Consider the following 19,720-nt stretch of genomic DNA (forward strand, 5'->3'; position numbering starts at 1 on the left):
TAGTAGATCAATAAAAACCCAGGCAGGCTGCTGCCCTAGCTTGGAAACTCGATGGAAAGCTGGCGGCGGATTTCGTCGGCTACTTCCAGGGTGCGAATGGAAGCAGCGAGGGGGCGCTGCGGGCTTTGGACCTCGCCGGCGCCGATGGAGCGGGCAACAGCTGCGGCTTCATAATGGAGCCCGTCAAAGTGGGCGCCGGCAGGTTCGGCGTAACGCAGCCGTTCCCCGTTCGGGAACCGAAGCTCGAACCCGCCCGGCATGTTGAAGGGACCGTCCAGGGCCAGCGTTGCCGCGGACCCAACGATCGTGGCGGCGGTGGGAGTGAAGTTGTGGACGTGGGTGTTGACGACGGCTTGGGCGCCGCCGGCGAACTGCATCACTGCAGAGAGCTGGGCGTTGACCCCTGAAGGGTGCTGCTGGCCGAGGGCGTGCAGCTTTTTGGGCCGGCCAAGGACTTCGGTGACCAGGGCCAGCGGGTACGTGCCGAAGTCCAGCAGCGGGCCACCTGCGAGCCCGGGGTCGAAGATGCGGTGCGCGGGTTCGAAGTGCTCACCGTATTCCGCCACCACTGTGGTGATGGTTCCCAGGGTTCCGCTCTCCAGGACCTGCCGGATGACATCGAACTTTGGCAGGAAGAAGGTCCACATGGCTTCGGCGGCAAACAGGCCCGCGGCTCCTGCACGCTCGGCAATGTCACGTGCCTGGTCCGCGTTGAGTGCGATGGGCTTTTCGACCAGCACGTGCTTGCCGGCGTTGAGTGCCAGGACCGCCGCAGGGTGGTGTGCAGTGTGGGGCGTGGAGACGTAGACGATGTCGATGCCCGGATCGGCCACCAGCTCCTCGTAGCTTCCATAGGCTGCGGGAATGCCGTAGGACTCAGCGAAGACCTTGGAGCGATCGAGTGAGCGGGAGGTGACGGCGGCGATCATCTGGTCTGTGTGGGCTTGGGCCGACTCGGTGAAGCGGGAGGCAATCCAGCCGGGCCCCAGGATTCCCCAACGCAGTGCCGGCGCATCCCTGGAGTCGGGCACTCTGGACACCGGCAGGCTTCGGCTGCTCACGCGTAGTTGACCTTGGTGTAGGCACCGTCGCTGTGCAGGGAGTGGATCATCGCCTGTGCCACGAGGGAGGCATGGAGGCCGTCCAAGGCGGAGGCCAGGGACGGCTGGTCGCCGTGGCGCAGGGCCGTGATCCAGGCCTGGAGCTGCAGCCGGTAGGCATCGGCGAAGCGGGGCCGCCAGTCCGCAGGCACGGCGGCCCGCCGGGTTCCGGCTTCTTCGACGCTGAGCAGGGCAGTGTCCTTCAGCCCGGTGACGCCGCCTTCGGAGACAACTTCGCAGCGTGTCGTGTAGCCGTACCGGGCATTCAGGAACAGCTCCAAAGTGGTCAGGGTTCCGTCGGCGGTCCTGAGCAGCATGAAGGCGGGGTCCTGCAGGCGGCCTTCAGCATTGCTGGTGCTCCGCCCCGACTGCCAGGAGACTTCCGTAATGGGCGAGCCCAGCAGCCAGGGGATGATGTCCAGCTCGTGGATGGCCGAGTTGGTAATGGCGGATTCAGCTGTGGTGCCGGGGCCTGCAGCTGCGTTGCGGCTGGTGCAGTGGACCATAAGCGGCTCATCTTGGGCCCGTTCCTGCACGGACCTGCGCAGGGCCACGTACCCGGGATCAAAGCGCCGCATGAAGCCCAGCGACAGCAGCGATGCCCCGGTGGCAGCCACGATGTCAGCGTCGGCCGCCACGACTTCACGGCTTTCGAGCAACGTAGGCGCCAGCGGTTTTTCGCACAGCACCGGGGTCATCGCTTCGAAGCATTCCAGCACCAGGCCGGCATGCGTTGAGTCGTGCGAGGCAACAACGACGGCGTCCACCTCGCTGGAGTTGATCAGCTCGGAAGGATCGGTGGTGATGCGTGCCGACGGAGGCGCCGCCGCCGCGGCCCGCCCGGCGTCGAGGTCTGCTACGAAGGTGACGTCGGCCCCGCTGATGGCGGTGCTCAAGTTCTTGATGTGGTCTGCTCCCATGAGACCGGCGCCAATGACGCCAACCCGGATCGGCATGCTGTCTTCCCGTCTGCTGTTCTTTTCCTACACCATTGGCAGGTAGCGGCGGGCCCTTCCGGTTCATATCCGGCGGGCCCGTCCGGTCCTGCTGACGGTCCTGCTATACGTGCCGCGGGCTGCTGTCCCTTGAGGGCTCGGACGTGTGGCTCACGTCGGCAACCTCGGCCTGGACTTCCTTGACCACATCGCCGTGTCCGCCGAGCTGTTCAAGCTCGTGGGCAAGTTCTGCGAGTTCTGCGCCGCCGGCCATCTGGGCCGTGAGCTCGTCCAGCGAAATGTCCTTCTTGTCGTAGTAACCGATCGACTTTCCGCGCTTGAGCAGCAGGAACCGGTCCCCCACCGGGAAGGCGTGGTGCGGGTTGTGGGTGATGAAGATGACGCCGAGTCCACGGTCCCTCGCCTGGAGAATGTAGCGCAGGACTACGCCTGACTGCTTCACGCCGAGGGCCGCCGTCGGCTCGTCCAGGATGAGGACCTTGGCTCCGAAATACACCGCCCGGGCAATAGCAACACACTGGCGCTCGCCGCCGGAGAGCTGGCCGATGGGCTGTTCCACATCGCGCAGGTCGATCCCCATCTCGGCAAGTTCCTTGAGGGTGATGGCCTTCATCTTCTCGACGTCCATGCTCTTGAATGGGCCGAAGCCGGACGTGAGTTCCGAGCCGAGGAAGAAGTTCCGCCAAATGGGCATCAGCGGGACCACGGCGAGGTCCTGGTAGACGGTGGCGATGCCGGCGTCGAGGGCGTCACGGGGGGAGCTGAACTTCCGTTCCTCGCCCATGACGTTCAGGACTCCTGCGTCGTGCTGGTGCAGGCCGGCGATGATCTTGATCAGTGTGGACTTTCCCGCACCGTTGTCGCCCAGTACGCAGGTGACGCGGCCGTTGTCCACGGCCATAGTGACGTCGCTCAGGGCGATGATATTCCCGTAGTGCTTGCCCACGCCCTCGAGGGAGAGCAGGTGGACGGGGGTGTGGGTCAAGGGGTCCTTTTCATCCTTGAGCAGGGCCTGTTGGTCGATCTGGTTGGCATTCATTTGTTTCTCCCCTTACTTGAGCTCTGCGCGGCGCTTGACGATGAGGTTCACGATGGTGGCCAGCAGCAGCATCAGGCCGAGGAAGAACTTGAACCAGTCCGGGTTCCACTGCGCGTAGACAATGCCCTTGTTGGCCATTCCGAAGATGAACGCACCGATTGCGCCGCCCACCGCTGAGCCGTAACCACCGGTCAAGAGGCACCCGCCGATCACCGCGGCGATGATGTAAAGGAACTCGTTGCCTACGCCCTCACCGGACTGCACGGCATCGAAGGCGAAGAGGTTGTGCATGCCCAGGATCCAGCCGCAGAAGCCCACCGCCATGAACAGGCCGATCTTCGTCTTGTTCACCGGAACACCCACAGCGCGGGCGGCGTCCGCGTCGCCACCAACGGCAAAAATCCAGTTGCCGATCCGGGTGCGGAGCAGGACCCAGGACGCCACAGCGACGAGGATGATCCAGAAGAACACCGTGATTTTAACCTCGACCCCACCAATGCTGATGGACGACGCAAACACGGCATGGGCCGAGTCAAAACCGTCGAGCTTGGAGATGGACGGGGAGGACACGCTGCCCCCGATGAGACGGGTCAGTGCCAGATTCAGGCCCGTCAGCATCAGGAACGTGGCGAGGGTGACGATAAAGCTGGGAAGTTTCGTTTTTATCAGGATCCAGCCATTGATGAAACCGATGCCGAGGGAAACGACGAGCGCCAGCACGACGCCGACCCACGCGTTCATTGAGAAGTTCCAGCTGAACAGGGAGGCCGTCAGCGCTGAGCTGATGACGGCAACACCGGTGGAGAGGTCAAACTCGCCGCCGATCATCAGCAGCGACACCCCCACCGCCATAATCCCGATTGTGGAACTGCCGTAAAGGACGGTGGCCAGTGCGTTGGGCTGGGTAAAGGTCGAGGAAACCAGTGCGAAGAAGACGAAGAGCACCACGGCGCCGACGAGTGCGCCCACCTCTGGGCGGCCCAGGAGCTTCTGGACGGCGCTTCGTTGGCCTACTCTTTCGTCGGCGCGGGGCACGGGAACCGAGGCCGGTGCCGGCGTCAGGGTTGCTGTCTTTGCCATAGGAAGAACTCCTTGTTGGTCAGGCCGCGCGGCCGTATCCGCCGCGCGGCCTAAAGCCTGGATCTAGCGGACGCCCTGCTGGGCGAATTTGAGGACGTCAGATGCGTTGGACTTGTCCACAATGGTGGGACCGGTCAAAACAGGCTGACCGCCACCAATCTTGAAGCCGCCGCGCTTGGCCTGCCAGAGCGAATCAACGGACAGGTAGCCCTGCAGCCACGGCTGCTGGTCCACGGTGAAGATAACAGCACCATCTACGATCTTCTGGGCGAGGTCTGCGTTCAGGTCGAAGCTAGCAACCTTTGCAGAGCTGCTCGCGTCCGTGACGGACTTGAGCAACGTAAGGGTGATCGGTGCGCCCAAGCCGATAATTACGTCAGCGTCCTTCGCCGCTTGGAGCTTTGCCGTCGCAGTGGACTGGACCGACGTCATATCCTTGCCGTCGACATACAGAATCTCCGTGCCCGGAACCTTCGTCTTGACGCCGGCGCAGCGCGCTTCAAGTCCAACGTGGCCCTGCTGCTGGATGACGCAGACGGGGTGCTTGAAGCCCTGTTCGGCGAGCTTGGCTCCGACCGCCTGCCCGGCAAGCTGTTCATTGGAGCCGAAGTGGGTGAATGCCCCGAGCTGGGCTGAGACCGACTCGCCCGCGTTCAGGCTCACCACCGGAATGCCGGCGTCGGTAGCCTTCTTTAGCACGTCCTTGAGCGCGTCTGGGGTGGCGAGTGTGACGGCAATCCCGTCAACCTTCTGGTCGATGGCCTGCTGGACGAGCTGAGCTTGGCGGCCTGCCTCAGGGTCGCTGGTGTAGAGCAGTTCAACGTTATCTTTTGCGGAAGCCTCCTCAGCACCCTTGCGGACTATGTCCCAAAAGGTATCGCCCGCTGCAGCGTGGGTGATGAGGGCTACCTTCATCCGGGCAGTACTGACGGCCTGACCCCCGCCGGCGGCATTGCCACTGTCGGCGGGCTTACCGCCTTGGGTGGAACAAGCGCTTAGAGCCATCATAGGAACGACGGCCGCCACCAGGACCGCCTTCCGCCACGAAAACTTCTTCACGATATATCTCCTTTGATCGGGGTTACGGCCCTGCCACTCTGCAGGGGCTCAAAGCCCTCTACACCGATCTTGGTGATTCAATTCACAGAAGTCAATAGTTTGTCCTGACATTAGGATGTTGTTACTTTTTATCAGTCAGCGTGACGCGGTGGTGCTGCGAAGTACGAGCTCCGGATCAATGAGTGTGCGGCTGGGGCGAAGGGAGGGATCCTCGAGGCGCGCCAGAAGCACGCGGGCAACGCCGACGCCGACCATGTCACTTCGGTTATCAACGGTAGTGATGTCGAGGTACCTCGATTTTGCCAACGTGGAGTTGTCATACCCGATCAGCGAAATGTCGCCGGGAACCAACAGTCCGCGCTCCCTAAAAGCAGCCAGTGCGCCGAGCGCCATAGTATCGTTCGCGGCGAAGATGGCTGTCGTATCCGGATGATGATCCAGGATCCAGCAGGCCGAGGCGTAGCCGTCTTCCTCCGACGTCCCGCCGGACTCACCCGCAATGTGTAGGTGCACCCCCGCTTCTTTGAGGCGCCTAGCGAAGCCGGCCCTGCGATGGGCAGCAGCTCCACCCACCCCGGACAGGTGACCGATCTTCGTGTGGCCAAGACCCAGCAGATGGTCCGCTGCCAACACACCCCCGCCCTCGTCGTCATTGGAAATCAAGTCGGCCCCCGCAGGCACGCCGCTGCGCCACCCCGCGACGACGGTCGGCACTTCGGCTCCCGCGAGCATGGAGGGGCTGGGTTCGGCGGCTATCACGAGCGCGTCAACATGCATGGCCAGCAGGCCGTCAACGGCTTCGCTGATGCGATTCTCGCCCGGCCTGGAATCAGCGAGCATCACACGGTAGCCCTCCGGGCTCAGCGCAGATTCCATTCCACGCAGCAGATCAACAAACCAGAGATTGCGGTAGTCGTCGATGACCAGCCCTATGCTCTTGGTGCGACTGCTGGCGAGGGCGGTGGCCGCGCGGCTGGGCCGGTAACCAAGCTCGGAGATGGCTGCCCGCACGGCTTCGCGCCGCTTGGCGCTCACCCGCGCCGGATCCTGAAGCACCAGGGAAACCAACGACGGCGATACGCCCGCGTGTTTTGCCACGTCATAGATGGTTGGCCGCCGCGTTTTTTGACTGTCATTCACCATGGGATTGCCTTTCGTTGCGGCCTTGAGGATATCGCGCCAAAGGATTGACAGGACATATAGACATAGCTACGCTCAAAGCCAGCGTCAAAATTGTAGCGCTACAAAAAGCCGGAAGAGGTCTTCCTCCGGCTCATTTTCAAAGGAGAAATCAATGGCTGAAAGCCTTGGTGTAGCCGTCATCGGTGCAGGCATGGCCGGCAAGGCCCACGCTGCCGCATACCGGATGGCATCCACCCTCTACAGCCCAGCGCTGCCGCCCGTGCGTCTGGTGACCATCGGCGATGTCAACGCGGAGTTCGGCTCTCTTGCCGCCCGGCGCTTCGGATACGAACGCAATGACACTTCGTGGCAGGCAATCGCCGAAGCGGACGACATTGACGTCGTCAGTGTCGTCATCGCCAACTCCCTGCACCGCGAAGTTGTCGAAGGCCTGCTCGCCGCCGGCAAGCACGTGCTGTGCGAAAAGCCGCTGAGTGATTCAATCGAAGACGCCCGGGTAATGGCTACTGCTGCCCGCGGCGCGTCCAGCATCGCGCGGATCGGCTTCACCTTCCGCCGTACGCCCGGCATCGCATACATTCGGGACCTTATCCAGACCGGAGTCCTGGGCAACGTGCTGCACTTCAGCGGCCGTTATTGGACCGATTACGGCTTCAGCCCGTCCGCTCCCATGAGCTGGCGCTACAAGGGCGGCCCCGGCTCGGGCGCACTTGCCGATGTCGGATCCCACCTGACGTACATCTCCGAGTTCCTGTGTGGGGACATCCAGTCGGTCTCGGGCGGTCAGTTTGCCACGGTCATCGACAAGCGGCCGCTGCCGCTCGCTGCCGTAATGGGCCATGACCACGTTGCCGTCGGCGACACCTTCGAAGCCGTCGAGAACGACGACTACGCGGCCTTCAACGCGGAATTCGCCACCGGTGCCGGCAGCTTTGAAGTCTCCCGCGTAGCTGCCGGGCATGCCAACAGCCTTCAATTTGAGGTGTTCTGCGAAAACGGCGCCGCAAAGTTCGACCAGCGCCGCCCGGCCGAAATCCAGCTGTTCCTCAACGACGACTCCGGCAACGAAAATGGCTACCGGCAGGTCATCTTGGGCCCGGGCCACCCGTACATCGCGGGAGGGCTCGCCATGGACGCCCCCGAAGTTGGCTTTGGCCAGAACGATGCCTTCGGCTACCAAGCGCGTGCATTCCTCGAAGAGGTTGCCGGCCTCAGCCAAGAAGAGTCGCTCCCCCGCTGCGCCACGTTCGACGAGGGCGTGCGGAACATGGAACTGCTGGGCGCGGTCGCCGAATCCGCCCTTAACAACGGAAAGAAAATCACGATATGAAACTCGGCGTCTACAACGCGATCCTGCATGACCGTCCCCTTCCGGAAGCCTTGAAGGTCATAGCCGATCTTGGCCTCACGGGCATTGAAATCAACACGGGTGGATTCCTCCCCGCCGTGCATGTCCCCAATTTTGACCAGATCCTCGAAAGTGACGCGGCGCGGGATGACTACCTGGCGATCTTCGAAGGAACTGGCGTCTCCATTGCCGGCCTGAACTGCAACGGCAACCCGCTGCACCCCAAGCGCGAGATCGGCGAGAAGCACGCCGAAGACATCCGCCGTTCCGTCCGGTTGGCACATCGCCTGGGGCAGAACAGGGTTGTTACCATGTCCGGCCTGCCAGGAGGCGAACCGGGCGCCACGACCGTCAACTGGGTGGTCAATGCCTGGAACTCGGCAGCGCTGGATGTCCTCGACTACCAGTGGGGCGCGGCAGTGAAATTTTGGAAGGAAATGAACCGTCTTGCTGCGGACCACGACGTGAAGGTGGCTCTTGAACTCCATCCACAGAACCTCGTTTTCAATACCGCGGATGTCCGCAAACTCATCGAGCTAACCGGTGCAACGCACGTCGGCGTAGAACTGGACGCCTCCCACCTGTTCTGGCAGCAGATGGATCCGGTGGCCGTGGTGCGGGAACTCGGCCCCCTGGTGTTCCAGGCCGCAGCCAAGGACGTCCGCGTTAACAGGGACAACGCCGCGCTGTACGGCGTACTGGACAACAGCTTCCGCCGGCTCTCCCCGGAGGAGAACCGGACCAACCTCGGCGGCGACGAGTGGGCCAATGAGTGGCCAAAGGACTCCGCCTGGGACTTCGTTGCCCTGGGACGCGGGCACGACACCGCCTTCTGGACCGAGTTCCTGCGCGCACTGCACGAAGTAGACCCGGACATGCTGGTGAATATCGAGCACGAAGATGTCTCGCTGGGCAGGATCGAGGGCCTTGAGGTCGCTGCGAAGGTCTTGAAGGAGGCCGACGCGGCTCTCTCCGCTTCATTAGACCCGGCCCGATAAACGCTGGGGACCCGGACAGTAAGAGGGGCGGCGCGTTTGCGCCGCCCCTCTTACTGTCCCCGGATTCAACACCCCAATGGATTCCGCCGCGGCAAAGAGCGCGAACCGTGCAAATTCGGATTGTGGCTTAGTGAAGTCGGGAAGCCCTGCAGATACCATGCCAACGGCAGCGCGGGGAATCATCAAGCGCCCGAAACCGGCAACGCTTTCTGCCGGATCGGGCGGCGCCGGCAATGTGCCCTGTTGAAGAGGGCAACCGCGCTCTGGCAACCCCTCTAGTGTGGACAAAAACGTCCGACGCCTGGCGGTGTCGGACGTTTTTATGGTGCGGGAGTGCGGGGCGGTGCGGTGTACCGTCCGGCGGTGCGCTTAGGCAGCCACTCCGGAACGCTCCTTGAACAGATGTTCGAGCTCTTCGAGTGACTTGCCCTTAGTTTCGGGGACTACGCGTTTCACCCAGACGATAGCCCCGAGCTGCAGTGCCACAAAGATGAGGAAGGTGGCGGAAACACCGATCCACGCGACCATCTGTGGAAAAAAGAAGCCGATGAGAAAGTTGACCATCCACAAGACAAAGACGCAGATGCCCATTGCGACGCCGCGGACGTGCATCGGGAAAATCTCTGACAAGGTCAACCACGTTACGGTGCCGATGCAGCCCTGCATGGAAGCCAGGAACGTCACCATGAACAGCAGTACCAGGTAGCCGCGCAGGGTACTTGTTGGCAGCGCCATCGAGATGACCGCAATGGCCAAAAGTGAGCAGGACGTGCCGCACAGTCCCACAATCAGCATGGGTTTACGGGGCACACGCGACATCAGGTACATCCCGATGACCACGGCCACCACGGACGTGATGCCGTTAAGGACATTGGCGATCAGGGCACCGCGGTCACCAAATCCTGATGAGGACAGGATGGAGGTGCCGTAGTACATGATGGCGTTGACGCCGCTGATCTGGTTGATGACCGCCATCCCCAGGCCAACCACGAAGATCCTGCGGATCCAGGGAACGGTGAGGTCCTTGACCGTTCCGAGTTTGGCTTGGTAGTCCTCCCGGGCTGCCTGCCGCACCTCGTCGAACTCCGCCGACACGTCCCCGGCGGCACGGGTGGAGCGCAGCACTTCAAGGACGGCACCGAAGCGGCCGGCCGACGCAAGCCAGCGGGGGCTTTCCGGCAGGACCAGCATCCCGAACCACAGCACAACGGCCGGCAGCGTAGCGATCACCAGCATCCAGCGCCAGATGTGCGCTTCTCCGGGGAACACGTTGCCCAATACTGCATTGAACGTGAAGGCCAGGAACTGGCCGGTGACGATCATCAGTTCATTCTGGGTCACGATCCGGCCGCGCTGGGCCGCCGGTGACATTTCCGCAAGGTACACGGGCACGATCACGGAAGCACCACCCACGGCGAGGCCCAGCAGGGCCCGGGCAGCTATCAGCAGTTCAGTGCTCGGAGAGACAGTGCAGGCGATGGTGGCGACGACGAAGATCAGCGCCAGCCCCATAATGGTTTTGCGCCTGCCGAAGCGGTCCGACAGGCGTCCGGCACTGATGGCGCCAAACGCTGCACCGAACAGGAGCGTGGAGGTGACAAGCCCTTCGGTCAGCGGCGTCAGGCCGAGGTCGCGCTGCATAAAAGGCAGGGCGCCGTTGATGACGCCGGTATCGTAGCCGAAGAGCAGGCCGCCGAAGGTGGAGAACAGCGCCACCTTACGCATGAACTTCTTCGGATCGGACGGCTTGGACGGTGTGGAGGCCCTGGCAGTGGCGGGCGTTCCCACTGCAGCGGGCGACGTCAGGGTTCCTTTGCTGTTTTCCATGGGCGCATCCACTATTTCGTTTTGGTTATGTAGTCATGCATGGTCTCCAGTTGGTAGCGGGAGACCTCCTCGGCATGCTCGTTTTCGGCAAAGACGCTGGAGACCATCACAGTATTCTCCCGGTCCAGGAAGCCGATCTCCTTCAGGCCGCCAAAGAACTCGTCCCAGTTGACGTCGCCGTCGCCGATCTTCAGGTGCTGGTGGACGCGGACCGGGTTGCCTGGCGGGTTGGTGATGTAGCGCAGCCCGTGCGACGCGTGGTGGTCCATGGTGTCGGCCACGTGGACCAGGCGCAGCTTGTCCCCCGCCGCCCGCATGATGTCCAGCGGGGAGTTCTTCATGTGGAAGCTGTGCGAGGCCACGTAGACCATGCCCACGTTCTTCGAGTTCACGCCGCGGATCACCCGGATGGCGGCAAGGCCTTCCTCCACGAAGTCATCGGGGTGGGGGTCGATCAGCAGGTCGATGCCCTCCCGCTCGATGATCGGGAGCAGTTCCTCCATGGAACGGTAGAACGCCCGCTCGGATTCCTCTGCCTTTTCGGGCCGGCCGCTGAACTCGGTGTTCATGGTGCTGACGCCCAGGTCCACGGTGATCTGGATGGCGCGCTTCCAGTAGCGGACAGCTGCCTCGCGGGAGTCCTCATCCGGCCCGGACCAGCGGAGCACCGGCAGCACGCTGGCGATCTCGATTCCGGCGTCCTTGCAGGCCTTCCTCAGCTGGCCGACCAGTTCGTCGTCCGCTTTGGGGTGGTTGAAGAAGGGGATGAAGTCCGCATGCGGGGTCATCTGCATGTACTTGTAGCCGAGGTCCGCCACCACCTTGGGAAACTCCAGCAGGCTGTGCGAGTGGTGGAACGGGGTGGGGTCAAGTGCGATTTTCACGAAAAACACTCCATTGTGGATCAGTCAGGGGGAACGGAAAGGGGACGGAGTGGCTCCGTCCCCTTCTCCTGTCCTACTTGTAGAGATCGGGCTTTGCGGCCAGCTTCACGGCGACCTTTTCGCCGTTCTTCTGCGCTTCGACGCCTGCTTCGCAGCACGCCGCCGTGGCGTACCCGTCCCAGGCGGAGGGGCCGCCGATTTCGCCCTTAAGTGCCGCGTCCACCCACGACTGGATTTCGACGTCGTACGCTGCCCCGAACCGCTCCTCGAACCCGGGGGTGACGTTGCCGCCCCAATGGCCGGCGCTGCGGGTGTAGGGTCCCTTGTCGCCGCCAATGCTGACGATGCCCTCTTCGAAGGAGGCCTGCGTAGCCACCTCGTAGCCGAACTTGGCGTTGACGTAGATTTCGACGTCGGCCAGGACGCCGGACTCGGTCTCCAGCAGGACGTGCTGCGGATCGTGCTGGCCGTTCGGGGCGTTCCTGGTCGCCTTGCCCAGGCGGACCTGGACGCTGGTGATTTCCTCGCCGGTGAAGAACCGGATGGCGTCGAATTCGTGGACCACGGAGTCGTTGATCAGCATCTCGTTGGTGAAGCCCTCGGGGGTGCCCGGGTTGCGGTGCTGGTGGTGCAGCATGAGCAGTTCGCCGAGTTCGTGGTTGCGGATGATCGAACCCAGCGTGGCGTATTCGGCGTCGAAGCGGCGCATGAAGCCCACCTGGATCCGCTGATGGCCCAGTGCCACCTCGGCTTCGACGATTTTCCAGGAGGATGCGGCGTCGGGGGTGAGGGGCTTTTCGCAGAGGATCGGAATGTCCCTGGCGAGGGCCTTGAGCAGGATGTCCTCGTGCAGGAAGCCGGGGGTGGCGATCAGGACCGCGTTGACATCGCCGTTGTTGAGGGCTTCCTCGGCATCGGCCAGTGCCACGGCGCCGGGGATGCCTTCGATGGCGGCCTGGGCGCGGGCAAGGTCGACGTCGACGACGGCGGCAACTTCAGCTCCGTGGATGCGCTTGTTGAGGCGCTGGATGTGGTCGGCGCCCATGCGGCCTGCGCCGACGACGGCGACGCGGAGGGTTTCAGTCATTGTTTTGTTCCTTTTGGTGTCTGGGACGGGGTTAGCTGACGGCGGTGCGGGAGCCGCAGGACAGCAGGTAGTTGCGGGTGCGCTTGGCAATGGGCATCGGTACATCGAAGGCCACCGGATACATGTCCTGTTCCACGATGCCGAAGATGGGCCGGTTGAGCGCCTCCACTGCTTCGATGACCGCGCGCAGGTCGGGCAGGCCGTTGGGCGGTTCGGTCATGACGCCGGCCAGGTTGGCGGCGGCCCACGTCATGTTTTCCTCGTTCACCTTCCTGAGGATGTCCGGGTTGATCTGCTTCAGGTGCAGGTAGCCGATCCGGTCCGGGTAGTTCTTGATCAGTTCCAAGCTGGAGGCGCCGCAGTACTCGGCGTGTCCGGTGTCCAGGCAGAGGTTCAGGTACTGGGGATCGGTGGCTCCGAGCAGCGTTTCGATGTCCGCCTGCGCGCCAACGTGGGAGTCGGCGTGGGAGTGGAACTGCTGCTTCAGGCCGAAGTCCTCGATCAGGGTCTTGCCCAGGCGGTTGTGGCCGGCGAACAGGTCTTTCCAGGCCTTTTCACTCAGCGTGCCGCTTTCCACGGCTTCACCGGTGACGTCATCGCGCCACATGGCGGGGATGACCACGATATGCTCGCCGCCCATGGCCGCGGTGAGCTCGGCGACCTTGCGGGCCGGTTCCCAGGCGGTTTCCCACTGGTCAAGGCCGCGGTGGAAGGCGGTAAACACCGTGCCGGCGGAGATCTGCAGGTCGCGCTGCTTCAGCTCCTCCGCCAGGCGGGTGGGGTCGGTGGGCAGGTAGCCGTACGGTCCGAGTTCGATCCACTTGTAGCCGGATTCGGCCACCTCATCGAGGAAACGTTCCCATGGGGTCTGCTTGGGGTCGTCCGCGAACCAGACACCCCAGGAGTCCGGCGCCGTGCCGATGATCAACTTGTTTTCAGTCATGACAGCGTTGTCCTTTTCGTTGCATCGATTGCTCCGTAACCGCCCTTTTGGACGCTCATAACGGCGGTTACGGAGCAATCGGCGGGGGTGTCCTAGTTGGAGGGGAAGTTGTAGGAGGCGCCGGAGGCGTGGTGGGTTTCGGGCCAGCGGGAGGTGACAACCTTGCCGCGGGTGTAGAAGCTGACGCCTTCGGGGCCGTAGATGTGCTTGTCGCCGAAGAGGGAAGCCTTCCAGCCGCCGAAGGAGTGGTAGGCCACCGGGACGGGCAGGGGCACGTTGATGCCGATCATGCCCACGGTGACGCTGCGCTGGAACTTGCGGGCGGCGGCGCCGGAGGAAGTGAAGATGGCGGTGCCGTTGCCGTAGGGGTTGGCGTTGATCAGCTTGATGCCGTCTTCGAGGGTGTCGACACGGACCACCACCAGGACGGGTCCGAAGATTTCCTCTTGGTAGGCAGTCATTTCGGTCTTGACGTGGTCGAGCACGGTGGGGCCGACCCAGAAGCCGTTCTCGTGCCCGGGGACCACCAGGTCGCGGCCATCCACCACCATGGCGGCACCTGCGGCCTCGGCTTCGGTGACGATCCTGACGATGCGGTCCTTGGAGGCGGGCGTGATGACGGGGCCCATTTCGGCGTCCGGCGCGGTGCCGTTGTTGACCTTGACGGCCAGGGCCCGCTCTTCGACCTTCTTGACGATGAGGTCGGCTGCGTCCCCGACGGCCACGGCGACGGAGATCGCCATGCAGCGTTCACCGGCGGAACCGAAGGCGGCGGCGGCGAGGTGGTCGGCGGCGTTGTCCAGGTCGGCGTCAGGCATCACGATGGCGTGGTTCTTCGCCCCGCCCAGGGCCTGGACGCGCTTGCCGTGCCTGGTGGCGGTCTCATGGACGTATTGGGCGATCGGAGTGGAACCGACGAAGGAGATGCCGTCCACGTCCGGGTGGGTCAGCAGCCCGTCAACGGTTTCCTTGTCGCCGTGCAGGACCTGGAACACGCCGTCCGGCAGGCCGGCTTCCTTCCAGAGCTTGGCCAGCAGCAGCGAGGCGGAGGGATCGCGCTCCGAGGGCTTGAGGATGAAGGCGTTGCCGGTGGCGATCGCCATCGGGGCCATCCAGAGCGGCACCATGACCGGGAAGTTGAACGGGGTGATACCCGCCACGACACCGAGGGGCTCGCGGAAGTTGAAGACGTCGATGCCCGTGGAGACCTGGTCCGAGTAGTCACCCTTGAGGAGGGTGGGGATGCCGCAGGCGTACTCGATAACTTCCAGGCCACGGCCGATTTCACCCTTGGCGTCGGAGATCACCTTTCCGTGCTCAGCCGTGACCAATTGGGCCAACTCTTCGAGGTGGGCGGCGACCAGTTCCCGGAACTTGAACAGCACCGCGGTGCGCTTGGCCAGGGAGATGTCGCCCCAGGTGTCGGCGGCCTTGCGGGCGGCGGCGACGGCGGTGTCCAGGTCGGCGCGGTTAGCCAGGCGCAGGGTGGCGGAGACGTCACCGGTGGCCGGGTTGTACACGTTGGTGGTGCGGGCACCCTCGCCGGCGGTTTCGGCACCGTTGATGAAGTGGTTAATGACGGTTTCGGTGGTGGTGGCAGTCATGGGACTCTTCCTTGAGCATTCGAAGGGGATGAAGATGAGGGGTCAGCCGAGCAGTTTGCGCTGGCGGTTCTTGTGGTCGACGTAGGTCTGGAAGGCCTGTTTAGTGGATTCCAGTTCGGCGACCTGGGAGACGGGGACGTCCCACCAGGACTCGGAGGACGGCGCGTCCAGGAGGGGGTCGGATTCGACGTGGATCAGGATCGGGCCACTGTTCTCCGGGGCGGCCTTCGCGTCGCGGATGGCCTGTTCGAGTTCAGCGATGACCTTCTCCCCCGGTTCGATCCGGATGACCTTCACGCCCAGGGACTCGGCGTTCAGGGCCAGGTCCACGGGCAGGGTCTCACCTTCGTCGAAGCTGTGCTGTTCCTCGTTCAGGGCCCGGTACTGGGTGCCGAACCGCTGGGACCCGAGGGATTCGGACAGGGAGCCGATGGAGGCGTAGCCGTGGTTCTGGATCAGGACCACGATCAGTTTGATGCGTTCGGCGACGGCGGTGACCAGTTCGGTGTGCATCATCAGGTAGGAGCCGTCCCCCACCATTACGACGACGTCCCGCACCTGGGCGGCTTCCCCGCCAAGGGCGCCTGCCGCCGTCGTGCCGGCCGCTTCGGCGATCGCTGCACGCTTGACGCCCAGGCCACCGGGGATCTCGTAGCCCATGCAGGAGTAGGCGTATTCGACGTGGTAGCCGAACGGGTCCCGCACGCGCCACATCTTGTGCAGGTCCCCGGGCAGGGACCCGGCCGCGCAGACGACAACGTCGCGGGCGTCCATGGCCCGGTTGGTGGCGCCGATGATCTCGTTCTGCGCCGGCAGCGGGGTATAGCGGGTGTCGAACGCCTCGTCCACGGTGGCGTTCCAGCGCTTCTTCTCCGCGGCGATCTTCTGTTCCAGGTCCGCCCCGACCCGGTAGCCGCCCAAGGCGGCGTTGAGCTTCACCAGTGCCTTGCGGGCATCGGCGACGATCGGCAGCGTGGTGCCGTGCTTGTACGCGTCGATCGGGGCGACGTTGATGTTCACGAAGCGCACATCCGGGTTCTGGAACGCGGTCCGTGACGCGGTGGTGAAGTCCTCGTAGCGGGTGCCGATGCCGATGATCAGGTCCGCCTCGGCGGCGATGGCGTTGGCCGCCGTCGTGCCTGTGGAGCCAATGGCACCGAGGGAGAATTGGTGGTCCCAGGGCAGGACGCCGACGCCTGCCTGGGTGTTGCCCACCGGGATGCCGGTCAGCTCCACGAACTTCGTGAGTTCATCGTTGGCGTAGGCGTAGAGGACTCCGCCTCCGGCGATGATCAGTGGACGCTTGGCAGCCCGGATAGCGGCCGCGGCGCGGGCGATGTCGTCGTTGTCGGCCTCCGGGCGGCGGATCCGCCACTCGCGCTCGGCCAGGAATTCCGCCGGGACGTCGAAGGCCTCGGCCTGGACGTCCTGCGGCAGCGAGATGGTCACGGCGCCGGTCTCGGCCGGGTCGGTCAGCACGCGCACGCCGTGGTGGAACGCGGAGAACAGCTGCTCGGGGCGGGTGACGCGGTCGAAGAACTTGGACAGCGGCCGGAACGCGTCGTTGACCGTGAGGTCGTAGGAGTAGGGCTGTTCCAGCTGCTGCAGTACGGGGTCTGCCGCACGGGTGGCGAACGTGTCAGACGGCAACAGCAGCACCGGAAGCCGGTTGGTGGTGGCCAGCGCGGCACCGGTCAGCAGGTTCGAGGAACCCGGGCCGATCGAGGTGCTGACCGCGTAGGTCTGGCGGCGGCGGGTGTGCCGGGCGTAGCCAACTGCCTGGTGGACCTGGGCCTGTTCGTTCCGGCCCTGGTAGTACGGCATCAGGGCCGGGTCCAGCTGCTGGTACTGCTTCAGCGCCTGTCCCACGCCGGCCACGTTGCCGTGCCCGAAGATCCCGAACATGCCCGGAATGAGCCGCTCACGGTAGTCAACGCCGCCCACCGTGTCCACGGTGTACTGCCGGGAAAGGTATTCGACGACGGCCTGCGCCACCGTCATTCTGCGCGTTCCTGTTGTTGTGCCCATGGCTAGTTCTCCGCGAGTTCAGTGGTGTGGTGCAGGAGCGAGGCTGCCGCGGCAACAGCGCCGGCGACGTCCCCGTCCGCGGGATAGAGCAGGGTCCGGCCGACGGTGAGGCCCTGGACCCCGGGCAGAGCCAGCGCGGCACCCCAGGTGGCGAAGACCTCGTCCTGGGACCCGTCCGGGTCACCGCCCAACAGGACGGTGGGCATGGTGGTGGCGGCCATGACGCGTTCCATCTCCGCCACCACGGGAAGCTTCATCCAGGTGTACGCGCTCGTGGACCCCAGGCCCTCGGCGATGGCGATGGACTTGATGACCGCGTTGGGAGACAGGTCGTTGCGGACACGGCCGTTCTCGCGGACCGACAGGAAGGGCTCCACCATGGCGATGAGTTTCCGCTCTGCCAGCGAGTCGATGGCCTTCGCTGTCGCTTCCAGGGTCACCACGGTGTCCGGGTCGCCCAGGCAGATACGGGTCAGCATCTTGCCGCCGTCCGCACCAAGGGCCGCCAAAGCGGCGGCGGTGTGGCCGGTGAAGCGGTCATCGAACTCGTTCACCAGGCCGGACAGCCCCCCGCGGTTCATCGATCCGAACACCAGCTTGCCGTCCAGGGCGCCCAGCAGCAGAAGGTCGTCCATGATGTCCGGGGAGGCCAGGACACCGTCAACGGCCGGGTTGGCCAGGGCAATCTGGAGCCGGTCCAGCAGCTGCCGGCGGTCCGCCATGGCCACCGGATCGCTGCCGACAGCCAGGGCGCCGCGGGCGGGGTGGTCGGCAGCGACGATGAAGTTCTGCCGGCCGGCCTTCAGGCCAGGGTGGCGGCGGCGCGCCTTCGCGGCGCGGGCCACAGCGTCAGGGTCTTCCAGACGGATGGTGGTCAAGTGCGCGTAGCGGCGCGGATCGTCGTCCACGGCGTGGTTCGAGGCGAGGGGCGTGAGGGTCACAGTGCTGCTCCTTCGGGAATTGAAGCGCCTGAGACCGTACCCGGCACGGTACGGCCGCGTTCGGCCAGCAGCGAGGTGACCTCGCCGGGCGTCGGCATCGCATCGGCGCAGGACAAGCGGGAGGCCACAATGGCACCGGCGGCGTTGGCGTAGTCCAGGACCTGCTCCAGCGGCCAGCCGGACAGCAACCCGTGGCAGAACGCGCCGCCGAACGAATCACCGGCACCCAGGCCGTTGAGGGTTTCCACCGGGACGGGGGCGGAGACCACGCGCTCGGTACGCGTCTTGGCCATCACGCCTTCGGCACCGAGCTTGACCACGGCGATCTCGACGCCGGCGGCCAGCAGTCGGTCCGCCTGCTCGTCCGGGGTTCCCTCCCCTACGGCCACGGCGCATTCCTTGTCATTGCCGATGGCGACGGTGACATGCGGGAGGATCCTGGCCACTTCTGCGCGGGCTTCATCCTCGGAGGCCCAGAACATGGGCCGGTAGTCCAGGTCCAGGATGGTGAACTGCCCCTCGGCCAGGCCGGTGCGGGGACGGGCCTCATGGGCAGCGATGTGCGCGGACCGGGAAGGTTCCTGGCACAGGCCGGTCACCGTGGACCAGAAGATGCCGGCCCCGCGGATGGCATCCAGGTCCAGCTCTTCAGCCTTGATCCGCAGGTCCGGAGCGGTAGGGAAGCGGCCGTAGAAGTACAGCGGGAACTCGTCTGTGGCCGGCTTGATCGCGCAGAATGTCACCGGTGTCTGCAGGCCGGCGACCGGCGTAACGAATGTGTCGTCGACGTTGAACTTGTGCAGTTCCCGGTGGAGGTACGTGCCGAACGCATCGTCCCCGGTGCGGGTGATGACGCCCGTCCGGCGGCCGTGCCGGGCAGCGGCGACGGCGACGTTGGACGGTGAACCGCCCAGGTATTTGCCGAAGGAGTTGACGTCCTCCAGGCCAACCCCGATGTCGTTCGGGTAGATATCAACGCTGATGCGCCCGATCGTAAGAAGCTCGTGGGTCACGGGAATCGTGGACCTTTCTGGTGTGGAACTCGGGTCCTTTGCGGAGCAGGAGGTCCGGGACTGGCAGGCCGTGGCGTGGGCCACACGGACTACTTTGCCCTAAATCGAATGTCCTGTCAAAGGTTTGTACTGACATACTTACAACATGGATTCGAACAAGCCACCCCGGATGGGCACGCCCGCGCTACTTCCGCGGAACGGCCAATTCGCCCGTCACGTACTGGGCGCGGCCAAAGCCGAAAGACCAGTCGCCGGCAGTATTTTCGACATAGCCGATGAAGACGTCCTCGCCGGCAACCCCAACTTCGGCAAGCTTTTCAGCCACTGCAGCAAAGAGCTGTTGCTTGGCCTCCTGGGACCGGCCGCCCTGGGTGAAGATCTGGATCATCACCACTCCCCCGGTGCGCTCGAACCCCAGTCCGGCGTCCTGCGCGAAGATTTGCCCCCGCGGGTGCTCGGTAAGGATGTGGAAGTAGTCCCGCTCCGGAATGCCGTACTCCGCAAGGATCGCGTCGTGGATTCCGCGGCTCAGCTGCTGCAGCTCGCCCGCGGTGCGGCCTTCGTTAACGTCAATGCGAACCAATGGCATGGAGCTTCTCCTTCACGTAGTTTGTGCTGACATACTAACAAACGCGATTTTGATATCGCAAGACACCTCTTGCGGATGATG

The 19,720-nt window shown here is 64.2% G+C and carries 17 protein-coding genes; 2 read left to right on the forward strand and 15 right to left on the reverse strand.

Annotation, left to right across the window (positions count from 1 at the left end; all coding sequences use genetic code 11):
- Window positions 1-35: 35 nt before the first annotated feature.
- The 6 genes from NIBR502771_RS00525 to NIBR502771_RS00550 all read right to left on the reverse strand — a co-directional run bounded on the left by NIBR502771_RS00525 (window position 36) and on the right by NIBR502771_RS00550 (window position 6,377).
- Entirely contained in the window at window positions 36-1,061 is a 1,026-nt protein-coding gene (locus tag NIBR502771_RS00525; protein WP_141157990.1) for a Gfo/Idh/MocA family protein, read from the reverse strand.
- A complete protein-coding gene (locus NIBR502771_RS00530; protein ID WP_141157991.1) occupies window positions 1,058-2,056 on the reverse strand; it encodes a Gfo/Idh/MocA family oxidoreductase in 999 nt (332 codons plus the stop codon). The genes NIBR502771_RS00525 and NIBR502771_RS00530 overlap by 4 nt, the downstream gene beginning before the upstream one ends.
- Before the next feature lie 103 nt (window positions 2,057-2,159).
- Window positions 2,160-3,095 (reverse strand): ATP-binding cassette domain-containing protein, encoded by a 936-nt coding sequence (locus NIBR502771_RS00535; protein WP_141157992.1) that lies wholly within the window; start codon window positions 3,093-3,095, stop codon window positions 2,160-2,162.
- A gap of 12 nt (window positions 3,096-3,107) precedes the next feature.
- Complete coding sequence (locus tag NIBR502771_RS00540) at window positions 3,108-4,175, reverse strand: ABC transporter permease (protein ID WP_141157993.1); 1,068 nt, start codon at window positions 4,173-4,175, stop codon at window positions 3,108-3,110.
- Window positions 4,176-4,238: 63 nt separating this feature from the next.
- On the reverse strand, window positions 4,239-5,234 hold the full coding sequence (locus tag NIBR502771_RS00545; RefSeq protein WP_141157994.1) for a substrate-binding domain-containing protein: 996 nt from the start codon (window positions 5,232-5,234) through the stop codon (window positions 4,239-4,241).
- Window positions 5,235-5,369: 135 nt separating this feature from the next.
- Window positions 5,370-6,377: a LacI family DNA-binding transcriptional regulator gene (locus tag NIBR502771_RS00550; protein ID WP_141157995.1), complete on the reverse strand. Its 1,008-nt coding sequence runs from the start codon at window positions 6,375-6,377 to the stop codon at window positions 5,370-5,372.
- A gap of 151 nt (window positions 6,378-6,528) precedes the next feature.
- On the opposite strand from NIBR502771_RS00550, the gene NIBR502771_RS00555 reads away from it, so the two are divergent.
- Both NIBR502771_RS00555 and NIBR502771_RS00560 read left to right on the forward strand, forming a co-directional pair.
- Window positions 6,529-7,707 carry a Gfo/Idh/MocA family protein gene (locus tag NIBR502771_RS00555; protein WP_141157996.1) on the forward strand — a complete coding sequence of 393 codons (1,179 nt, stop codon included), beginning with the start codon at window positions 6,529-6,531 and terminating at the stop codon, window positions 7,705-7,707.
- Window positions 7,704-8,723: a sugar phosphate isomerase/epimerase gene (locus NIBR502771_RS00560; protein WP_141157997.1), complete on the forward strand. Its 1,020-nt coding sequence runs from the start codon at window positions 7,704-7,706 to the stop codon at window positions 8,721-8,723. The genes NIBR502771_RS00555 and NIBR502771_RS00560 overlap by 4 nt, the downstream gene beginning before the upstream one ends.
- Window positions 8,724-9,092: 369 nt before the next feature.
- Here the strand turns inward: NIBR502771_RS00560 and NIBR502771_RS00565 are convergent, their stop codons facing one another.
- The 9 genes from NIBR502771_RS00565 to NIBR502771_RS00605 all read right to left on the reverse strand — a co-directional run bounded on the left by NIBR502771_RS00565 (window position 9,093) and on the right by NIBR502771_RS00605 (window position 19,639).
- On the reverse strand, window positions 9,093-10,550 hold the full coding sequence (locus tag NIBR502771_RS00565; RefSeq protein ID WP_141157998.1) for a sugar porter family MFS transporter: 1,458 nt from the start codon (window positions 10,548-10,550) through the stop codon (window positions 9,093-9,095).
- Between the two features lie 11 nt (window positions 10,551-10,561).
- Window positions 10,562-11,434, reverse strand: coding sequence for a sugar phosphate isomerase/epimerase family protein (locus NIBR502771_RS00570; RefSeq protein ID WP_141157999.1), 873 nt, complete (start codon window positions 11,432-11,434; stop codon window positions 10,562-10,564).
- 73 nt (window positions 11,435-11,507) lie between these two features.
- The gene (locus NIBR502771_RS00575) at window positions 11,508-12,521 is read right to left on the reverse strand and encodes a Gfo/Idh/MocA family protein (RefSeq protein WP_141158000.1); all 1,014 of its coding nucleotides are present in this window, start codon (window positions 12,519-12,521) and stop codon (window positions 11,508-11,510) included.
- 31 nt (window positions 12,522-12,552) lie between these two features.
- On the reverse strand, window positions 12,553-13,464 hold the full coding sequence (locus NIBR502771_RS00580) for a sugar phosphate isomerase/epimerase (protein ID WP_141158001.1): 912 nt from the start codon (window positions 13,462-13,464) through the stop codon (window positions 12,553-12,555).
- Between the two features lie 92 nt (window positions 13,465-13,556).
- Entirely contained in the window at window positions 13,557-15,068 is a 1,512-nt protein-coding gene (locus NIBR502771_RS00585; protein WP_141158002.1) for a CoA-acylating methylmalonate-semialdehyde dehydrogenase, read from the reverse strand.
- A gap of 42 nt (window positions 15,069-15,110) precedes the next feature.
- A complete protein-coding gene (gene iolD, locus NIBR502771_RS00590; RefSeq protein WP_141158003.1) occupies window positions 15,111-17,069 on the reverse strand; it encodes a 3D-(3,5/4)-trihydroxycyclohexane-1,2-dione acylhydrolase (decyclizing) in 1,959 nt (652 codons plus the stop codon).
- Window positions 17,070-17,098: 29 nt separating this feature from the next.
- Entirely contained in the window at window positions 17,099-18,037 is a 939-nt protein-coding gene (locus NIBR502771_RS00595) for a deoxyribose-phosphate aldolase (RefSeq protein ID WP_141158004.1), read from the reverse strand.
- Entirely contained in the window at window positions 18,034-19,050 is a 1,017-nt protein-coding gene (gene iolC, locus NIBR502771_RS00600) for a 5-dehydro-2-deoxygluconokinase (RefSeq protein ID WP_141158005.1), read from the reverse strand. Before iolC ends, NIBR502771_RS00595 begins: the two co-directional genes overlap by 4 nt.
- Before the next feature lie 184 nt (window positions 19,051-19,234).
- Window positions 19,235-19,639 carry a tautomerase family protein gene (locus tag NIBR502771_RS00605; protein ID WP_141158006.1) on the reverse strand — a complete coding sequence of 135 codons (405 nt, stop codon included), beginning with the start codon at window positions 19,637-19,639 and terminating at the stop codon, window positions 19,235-19,237.
- Window positions 19,640-19,720: the final 81 nt, after the last annotated feature.

Source organism: Pseudarthrobacter sp. NIBRBAC000502771, from assembly GCF_006517215.1.
GTDB classification, from domain to species: Bacteria; Actinomycetota; Actinomycetes; order Actinomycetales; family Micrococcaceae; genus Arthrobacter; species Arthrobacter niigatensis.

What these genes read in the sequence shown, in the direction of transcription:
- NIBR502771_RS00605 (WP_141158006.1), bottom strand. Translation starts at nt 19,639, where the DNA reads ATGCCATTGGTTCGCATTGACGTTAACGAAGGCCGCACCGCGGGCGAG.
- NIBR502771_RS00585 (WP_141158002.1), bottom strand. Translation starts at nt 15,068, where the DNA reads ATGACTGCCACCACCACCGAAACCGTCATTAACCACTTCATCAACGGT.
- NIBR502771_RS00580 (WP_141158001.1), bottom strand. Translation starts at nt 13,464, where the DNA reads ATGACTGAAAACAAGTTGATCATCGGCACGGCGCCGGACTCCTGGGGT.
- NIBR502771_RS00550 (WP_141157995.1), bottom strand. Translation starts at nt 6,377, where the DNA reads ATGGTGAATGACAGTCAAAAAACGCGGCGGCCAACCATCTATGACGTG.
- NIBR502771_RS00555 (WP_141157996.1), top strand. Translation starts at nt 6,529, where the DNA reads ATGGCTGAAAGCCTTGGTGTAGCCGTCATCGGTGCAGGCATGGCCGGC.
- NIBR502771_RS00530 (WP_141157991.1), bottom strand. Translation starts at nt 2,056, where the DNA reads ATGCCGATCCGGGTTGGCGTCATTGGCGCCGGTCTCATGGGAGCAGAC.
- NIBR502771_RS00565 (WP_141157998.1), bottom strand. Translation starts at nt 10,550, where the DNA reads ATGGAAAACAGCAAAGGAACCCTGACGTCGCCCGCTGCAGTGGGAACG.
- NIBR502771_RS00540 (WP_141157993.1), bottom strand. Translation starts at nt 4,175, where the DNA reads ATGGCAAAGACAGCAACCCTGACGCCGGCACCGGCCTCGGTTCCCGTG.
- NIBR502771_RS00575 (WP_141158000.1), bottom strand. Translation starts at nt 12,521, where the DNA reads ATGACTGAAACCCTCCGCGTCGCCGTCGTCGGCGCAGGCCGCATGGGC.
- iolD (WP_141158003.1), bottom strand. Translation starts at nt 17,069, where the DNA reads ATGACGGTGGCGCAGGCCGTCGTCGAATACCTTTCCCGGCAGTACACC.
- NIBR502771_RS00535 (WP_141157992.1), bottom strand. Translation starts at nt 3,095, where the DNA reads ATGAATGCCAACCAGATCGACCAACAGGCCCTGCTCAAGGATGAAAAG.
- NIBR502771_RS00560 (WP_141157997.1), top strand. Translation starts at nt 7,704, where the DNA reads ATGAAACTCGGCGTCTACAACGCGATCCTGCATGACCGTCCCCTTCCG.